Origin of the sequence: Goekera deserti (assembly GCF_010685995.1) — a bacterium.
In the GTDB taxonomy this organism is placed as follows: Bacteria; Actinomycetota; Actinomycetes; order Mycobacteriales; family Geodermatophilaceae; genus Goekera; species Goekera deserti.
Genome location: NZ_JAAGWK010000033.1, coordinates 23,137 through 30,352 on the forward strand (window position 1 = coordinate 23,137; position 7,216 = coordinate 30,352).

The 7,216-nt window shown below is 76.5% G+C and carries 7 protein-coding genes; 5 read left to right on the top strand and 2 right to left on the bottom strand.

What is annotated here, in order from left to right:
• The first annotated feature begins 125 nt into the window (after window positions 1-125).
• Genes G1H19_RS20365 through G1H19_RS20380 form a run of 4 tightly spaced genes read left to right on the top strand, consistent with a single transcriptional unit; the run spans window position 126 to window position 3,351 of the window.
• Window positions 126-353 carry a hypothetical protein gene (locus G1H19_RS20365; protein ID WP_152727765.1) on the top strand — a complete coding sequence of 76 codons (228 nt, stop codon included), beginning with the start codon at window positions 126-128 and terminating at the stop codon, window positions 351-353.
• A complete protein-coding gene (locus G1H19_RS20370) occupies window positions 350-994 on the top strand; it encodes a hypothetical protein (RefSeq protein WP_152727764.1) in 645 nt (214 codons plus the stop codon). The genes G1H19_RS20365 and G1H19_RS20370 overlap by 4 nt, the downstream gene beginning before the upstream one ends.
• Window positions 991-1,689: a hypothetical protein gene (locus tag G1H19_RS20375; protein WP_152727763.1), complete on the top strand. Its 699-nt coding sequence runs from the start codon at window positions 991-993 to the stop codon at window positions 1,687-1,689. The genes G1H19_RS20370 and G1H19_RS20375 overlap by 4 nt, the downstream gene beginning before the upstream one ends.
• A 42-nt stretch (window positions 1,690-1,731) precedes the next feature.
• The gene (locus G1H19_RS20380) at window positions 1,732-3,351 is read left to right on the top strand and encodes a hypothetical protein (protein ID WP_163638864.1); all 1,620 of its coding nucleotides are present in this window, start codon (window positions 1,732-1,734) and stop codon (window positions 3,349-3,351) included.
• A gap of 177 nt (window positions 3,352-3,528) precedes the next feature.
• Here G1H19_RS20380 and rfbB read toward each other — a convergent pair whose 3' ends face one another.
• Both rfbB and G1H19_RS20390 read right to left on the bottom strand, forming a co-directional pair.
• On the bottom strand, window positions 3,529-4,533 hold the full coding sequence (gene rfbB / locus G1H19_RS20385; protein WP_152727761.1) for a dTDP-glucose 4,6-dehydratase: 1,005 nt from the start codon (window positions 4,531-4,533) through the stop codon (window positions 3,529-3,531).
• Window positions 4,530-5,318, bottom strand: a complete 789-nt coding sequence (locus tag G1H19_RS20390) for a GntR family transcriptional regulator (RefSeq protein WP_152727760.1) — start codon at window positions 5,316-5,318, stop codon at window positions 4,530-4,532. Before G1H19_RS20390 ends, rfbB begins: the two co-directional genes overlap by 4 nt.
• Window positions 5,319-5,537: 219 nt before the next feature.
• Here G1H19_RS20390 and G1H19_RS20395 point away from each other — a divergent pair, with 219 nt between their 5' ends.
• Window positions 5,538-7,169, top strand: a complete 1,632-nt coding sequence (locus G1H19_RS20395) for an ABC-F family ATP-binding cassette domain-containing protein (protein WP_162392202.1) — start codon at window positions 5,538-5,540, stop codon at window positions 7,167-7,169.
• Window positions 7,170-7,216: the final 47 nt, after the last annotated feature.

Here is a 7,216-nt window from a genome sequence, read left to right on the forward strand (position 1 = left end):
GAGGCGCGACACCACAGCAAGAGCGGCGTGTGACAGCTCGACGGGGCGGGCAGCGGGCGGGGCGCCGGCCGCACGATCGCGTGCACGACTGGTCCTGCCCGGCTGCCGTCACTACCGTCGGCGGGGTGGAGCGGGGCGCGGAACCGGGCGGGGCACGCTTCTGGGTGCCGGCCGCCGCGTCGTTCGCGCTGCTGTCCGGGATCTGCGCGGCGACCGCGGGCGGCGCCATCGACCTGCCGGTCGGGCTGGGGCTGCTCGTCGTCCTCACCGCGGCGACGGGTGCTCTCGGCGCGCGACGGTCCCGGACGTCGGAGCGGTCGCACCCCGCCGTCGCCGACGAGGTCCGGCGGTGAGCCTGCGCGCCCGGCTGGAGGCCCGGCGAGCCGCGGCGGACGCCCGGCCCTACGACATGCGCGCCGCGCGGGCCGAGCACGGCGGCCCGCGCTGGGTCCTCGTCGTCGCCTACGGCGTGACGGCCGCGCTCGCGGCGGGTCTCGGCGCCTTCCTGGACCCGTCACTGGTCGTGCTGGCGATCTGGAGCTGCGTCGTCGGGGCCGCGGTCGCCCTGCGCGCCCGCAGGCTCTTCGTCCGCCGCCACGGCGCGGCGGACCCCGCCGACGCGGGCCCACTCCCCGTCACCGAACGCCCCACCTACGACCCGCAGGTGACCGGCCGGCTCGTGCTGCACCGGCCGACCAGCCGGCTGCTGCACCGACCCCGCTCCTACCGGGTGCTGGTCGACGGGGTGAAGGCGGCCGAGATGTGGCACGGCGAGCCGACCAAGCTGACGCTGCCGGCGGGTCGGCACGACGTCCGGGTGATGATCGACCGGGTGGGCAGCGCGACGGTCCCGGTCGACGTGCCCGACGGCGAGACCACGCACGTGGTGGTGGAGCCCATCGCGTCGGGCCTGGAGGCGTCGCTGGCAGAGGTGGCCGGGCAGCCGGTCTTCACGCTGACGGTGGGCCGGCCGAGGGTGACCCGGTACCGGTGAGCGCCGACCGGGAGCACCCGTTCCTGGGTCAGGCCCAGCGGGACGCCGGCGGCCCGGGCCGGCTCGGCCTCGGCCTGGGGCGCGGGCACGCGTTCGGTCCGCTGGACGCCGTGTTCGTCTCCGGCGCCGACCGGTCCGGCACCCGTCGCAGAGCAGCCGAGCTCGGCTGGGCGGTACCGGACTCCCCCGGCCCGCTGGACGACGTCGTCGACGCGCTGGTCGCCTCCCTCCCGGTGCACCGGGACGACGACCACCATGCCCGGCACCTCGTCGCCGCCCCGGACGGCAGCGCGCTCGCCTTCGACGTCGCCCTGGGCACGTCGTCCGGCTGGTTCGTGGAGTGGGCGGTGACCGCGCTGGCCCTGCCCGCGCCGGCACCGGTGCTCCGGGTGACCCCGGCGAGGTTGTCGCTGGTCGGCCCGTTCCGCTGGCGGCGGGTGGACAGCGGTGACGACGAGCTGGACGCCCGCTGGCGGGTGCTCGCCGGTGACGACGACCCGCGTGCCGAGCGGTTCGCCCGGGACCCCGACGTGCGCGCGGCCCTGCTCGGCACCGACGACGGCGACGACCTGTGGACGGCGGCCGGCATGCTGGCCGCGATCCGCCCGGACGGTCACCGGCCCGCACTGCTCGACCACCACCTGCAGCTCCTCGGCGTCCTGCAGCGGTCGCTGTCCCGCTCCCCCGAGCTGTAGCGTGCCGGGCATGGCCCTGACGATCGGCTCCGACCAGCTCCGGTGAGCTCCCCCGGGCGCACGCCCGACACCTCACGACCACCCCGGCCACGGCGCCTGCTGCCCGTGCTGGTCAGCGCGACCGCCATCGAGGACGGCCAGGTGCGCCCGCCCCGGGTGGGTGCCGTCGTCCGGCTGCGGCTCGGGTTCCGCGAGTCCCGGTACGACGAGCCGGACGCCACCGTGAGCACGGTCCGGGTGCGGGCCGAGACCAGGTCGGAGCCACCGCAGCTGCCCGGCCGCCGGAGCGGGACGACCGGGCAGCCCCACTGGCCCACCCGGCTGTACGGCGACGCGTGGCAGGCCACCTGGTCCGCGCCCCGGCCGGTGGTCGGTGAGGTCGAGCTGCGCGGCACCGTCGTCGCCGACCTGATGACCGGCGGCACCGTGCAGCCCACCCGTGGCCGGGTGACCCGCGTCCAGGTGGTCGACGAGGCGCTGGACTGCCGCGAGCCCGGGGACACGCGCACCGTTCCCGCGCTGCAACGGCTGCGCGAGGTGGAGCAGGCGCCGCGCTGGTTCCACCGCGGGGTGCCCTGGCGGGACCCGGCGCGGTCGAGTGGCTGGCAGCCGGTGGACCACGCCGAGCCCCGCACGGAGGAGACCGGCGTCCTGGTGCACCTCGACCTGGACGACGTCCCACCGGCTCCGCTGCGTCCGGCCCTGGTGCCCGGGGCCCTGGACGCGCACGGGCCGGACCTGTGGGTCGCCGACGAGCGGCTGCCCCTGGTGGTCCACCTGCGCGACAGACGTCTGACCACCGAGCTGCGCTGGCCCGGTGCGGTGCTCGACCCCGGCCGGTCCCGCGGGCGCCGGCTGCTGGCCGACGCGGCCGGCTGCTGGCTGACCGGGCCCGACGGCGTGCACCGACTGGGCCCGGACGGCTCGGTGCGGCAGGTGTCCGACACACCGGTGTGGACGTCGGCAGCCGCCGCCGGGACCCTGGCCACCCACCTGCCGCAGCGGCCGGGCGACCCGCTCGGACCGCACGTCCTGCGCCTGTGGTCACCGGCCGGGACGACGCTCGACCTGCCACCCGCGCAGTGGACGCTGCGCTCGCTGGTCTCCGCGCGCGGCGGCTTCCTGGTGCTGGTCAGCGGGCCGCCGGACGGCACCGGCCTGGTCCGGCTGCTGTCCCTGGACACGGCGGGTGGGATGCTCCACGGGCCGCCGCTGACCACCCCGTGGCACGGCCTCCTGCTCGTCGGTGGCGCGGGGCCGCTGCTCGTCGACGAGACCGGTCAGCGCCCGGTGCACGCCGACCTGACCCTCGGTCGAGCGCTGACCGGGGCCGGCCGGCCGCGTGTGCTCGCCGGCTGGGCCGCGGGCCGGCGGCGCTGGACGCTCAGCCACACCCCGGACGGGTCCGACCCGCCGGCCGACCCCGACGTCGACCGGTGGTGGCTGCTCACCGAGCTGGACCCGCAGGACGGTCGGCCGGTCGCCCGCGCCGCCGTGGACGCCGTCCCGGCGGCGGTGACCGCCGACAGCACCGGCCCGCTCTGGCTGGTGGGCGGCCGGGTGCTCGCGTGGCCCGCGACCGACGGCGCACCCGGGATCCCGCTGGACGTTGCGGCCCCGCCCACCGGCGTCGCCGGGGACTCGACGACGCCTGATTGCTGACGCGACGACGTGCCGGGCTCACCACCGTCCGGCCAGGCTCACCAACGCTGGTGAGCTCGGCCCGACGGTGGTCAGCTCAGCTGATCAACGCTGCGCACGGCTCGCCCGGCCCGACCCGGTCAGGTGGGCCTGCGCCAACAGGGCCCCCGCAGGTCGCCGTCCCCGCAGGCGCCCACGTCAGCCCGCCTGACCGGTCTGCCGGGCGTAGGTCTGCTCGGTGCGCTCCTTGGCGCCGGCCCACCACTGCTCGTTGTCCCGGTACCACTCGATGGTCTGGGTCAGCCCGGTGCGGATGTCCTGGTAGCGCGGGGTCCAGCCGGTCTCGGTGCGCAGCTTGGTGGAGTCGATGGCGTACCGCAGGTCGTGCCCGGGCCGGTCGGTGACCAGGTCGTACCAGTCGGCCGGCTTGCCCATCAGCTCCAGCAGCAGCGCGACGATCGTCCGGTTGTCCTGCTCGCCGTCGGCGCCGATCAGGTAGGTCTCGCCGGTGCGGCCCTGCTCCAGGATGGTGAGCACCGCGTCGTTGTGGTCGTCGACGTGGATCCAGTCGCGCACGTTGCGGCCCTGGCCGTACAGCTTGGGCTTCACGCCCTGCAGGACGTTGGTGATCTGCCGCGGGATGAACTTCTCCACGTGCTGGTAGGGCCCGTAGTTGTTGGAGCAGTTCGACAGCGTCGCGGTGATGCCGAACGACCGCACCCAGGCGCGCACCAGCAGGTCCGCGGAGGCCTTGCTCGCCGAGTACGGGCTGCTGGGGTTCACCGGCGTCTGCTCGGTGAACCGGGCCGGGTCGTCGAGCTCCAGGTCGCCGTACACCTCGTCGGTGGAGATGTGGTGCAGCCGCACCCCGTGCCGGCGCACCGCCTCCAGCAGCCGGTAGGTGCCGATGATGTTGGACTCCATGAAGGGCCAGGGGTCCTCCAGGGAGTTGTCGTTGTGCGACTCCGCGGCGAAGTGGACGACGGCGTCGGCGTCGGCGACGAGCCGGTCGACCAGGTCGGCGTCGGCCACGCTGCCCTCGACCAGCTCGACGGAGCCGGCGACCGGCGCGAGGTTCTCCCGGTTGCCGGCGTAGGTGAGGGCGTCGAGCACCGTCATCTGCCAGTCGGGGCGGGTGGCGGCGGTGCGGTGCACGAAGTTGGCGCCGATGAACCCGGCACCTCCGGTGACCAGCAGCTTCATGGGTTCTCCTCGGTGGTGGGGGACGTCGGGACGGTGCGGAGCCCGGGTGGCTCCGGAGTGGCGGCCACCGGGCCGCCGCGGAACTCCACCTCCAGGGCGAAGCGGTGGGCGAGGTAGCGGTGGTCGGACAGCGCGATCGGCGTGCCGGTGGCGTCGCTGGCCACCCGGCGCACCAGCAGCAGCGGCGCCCCGGCCGGCACCCCGAGCAGGGCGGAGTCGGCGGGCGTGGCCACCGCGGCGGTGATCGTCTGGCGGACGGCGTCGACCGGGTGGCCGGCCCGCTGCAGGCTCTGCCAGATGCCCGGGGCCTGCGCGTCGGCGCGGCTGATGTCGGCGGCGACGGCGGCCGGCACCCACTCGTGCACCAGGTCCAGCGGCTCGCCGTCGACACTGCGCACCGACCGGCTGTAGAGCACCTCGTCGTCCGGGGCCAGGCGCAGCACGCCGTCCAGCAGGTGCGCCGGGGCCGCCCGGAACCCGAAGTCGACGACGACGCGCTCGACCCGCCTGCCCAGCTCGCCGACGGCGGACGGCGCGTGCCGGAAGCTGCCCAGCGCGAGGGTCTGGTGGAACGCGCCGACGACGAACCAGCCGGCGCCCTTGCGCGGCTCGACCAGGCCCTGCTCGCGCAGCGACTCCAGCGCCCGGCGCACCGTGACCCGGCTGACGCCGTACCGGCCGCCCAGGGACGCCTCGCTCTCGATGGCCCCGGTGCCGGCGAACTCGCCGAGGGCGATCCGCTCGCGCAGCCGGTCGGCCAGCTCCGCCGCTCGTCCACCTGTCATAGACCTGTATGAAACCGCACCGGACACCTCACGGGGACCGGCGACACCCCGTCCGGGTGCAAAACGCGTGGACCGGCCGCGCCGCCGCGGCCTACGGTCGGCGCGGACGGGCCCGGCGGGAGCCCGGGCGGACGGGGTGGTGCGACGTGGTCGGCAGCGACGTCACCTGCGGGTGACCTCCGTGCCCCCGCCCGTCCACTCCCCACCGAGGACGTCCCCGTGTCCGTCACCTGCTCCGACCTGTCCTTCTCCTGGCCGGACGGCACCCCCGTCCTGGACCACCTCTCGCTGACCCTGCCGCCCGGCCGCAGCGGGCTGGTCGCGCCGAACGGCGCCGGCAAGACGACGCTGCTGCGGCTGATCGCCGGCGAGCTGCGGCCCGGCGGCGGCTCGGTCACCGTCGACGGCACGGTGGGCCACCTGCGGCAGACCCTGCCGCTGACCGGCGACCGCACCGTCGCCGACGTGCTCGGCGTCGCCCCGGTGCTCGCCGCCCTGGCAGCCGTCGAGTCCGGCGACGCGGACGAGGAGCACCTGGCGACCATCGGCACCGACTGGGACGCCGAGGAGCGCACCGGTGCCCAGCTGGACCGGCTCGGCCTCGGCCACGTCCCGCTCGACCGACGGCTGGACGGGCTCAGCGGCGGCCAGGTGGTGTCCCTCGGGCTCGCCGCGCAGCTGCTGCGCCGGCCCGACGTGCTGCTGCTGGACGAGCCGACCAACAACCTGGACGGCGACGCGCGGCGCGCGCTGGTCACCGCGCTGGAGACCTTCCCGGGCTGCCTGGTGGTGGTCAGCCACGACCGGGCGCTGCTGGACCGGATGGAGCGGATCGTCGAGCTGGACCGGGGCGCCGCCCGCACGTACAGCGGGGACTTCACCGCCTACGAGGCGACCGTGGCCGCCGAGCAGGAGGCCGCCGAGCGCGACGTCCGCGGTGCCGGGCAGGACCTGCGCCGGGAGCGGCGGGACCGGCAGCTGGCCCGGGAGCGGGCCGCCCGACGGCAGGGCACCGCCGCCCGCAACGCCCCGGACTCCGGCCTGCCGAAGATCCTGCTCGGCGCGCGCAAGCGCCGGGCGCAGGAGTCCGCCGGGCGGGCCGACGGGACGCACGCCGCCCGGGTCGACGACGCCCGCGCCCGGCTGGACGCCGCGACGCGCGCACTGCGGGAGGAGTCGCGGCTGGCCCTGGACCTGCCCGGCACGGTCGTCCCCGCCGGACGCACCGTGTTCCGCGGTGCGGGCCTGCAGACCCGGTTCGGCGCAGACGACGTGTTCGCCCCGGGTGGGGTGGACCTGGAGGTGCGTGGCCCGGAGCGGATCGGGCTCACCGGCCCGAACGGCGCGGGCAAGTCCACCCTGCTGCGGCTGGTGTCCGGCGAACTGCCGGCCACCGGCGGGGTGGCCTCCCGGGCCACCGGCCGGACGGCGTACCTGTCCCAGCGGCTGGACACCCTGGACCCGGACGACACGGTGGCCGGGGCCCTGGCCCGGGCGGCCCCGGCGACCCCGGAGGCGCAGCGGCGCACGCTGCTGGCCCGCTTCCTGTTCCGCGGACAGCGGGCGCACCTGCCGGTCGGCGCCCTGTCCGGCGGGGAACGGCTGCGGGCGACGCTGGCCTGCGTGCTGTTCGCCGAGCCGGCACCGCAGCTGCTGCTGCTGGACGAGCCGACGAACAACCTGGACCTGGTCGGCGTCGCCCAGCTGGAGAGCGCGCTGGATGCCTACCGCGGCGCGCTCGTGGTGGTCAGCCACGACGAGCGGTTCCTGGCCGCGCTGCGGGTGGACCGGTGGCTGCGGCTGGCCGAGGGCAGGCTCACCCCCACCGGCGCACCGCGCGAGCCACGGTGACCGCCAGACTCGGCCCGTGACCGACGTGCTGCTCATGGGCGACCCGC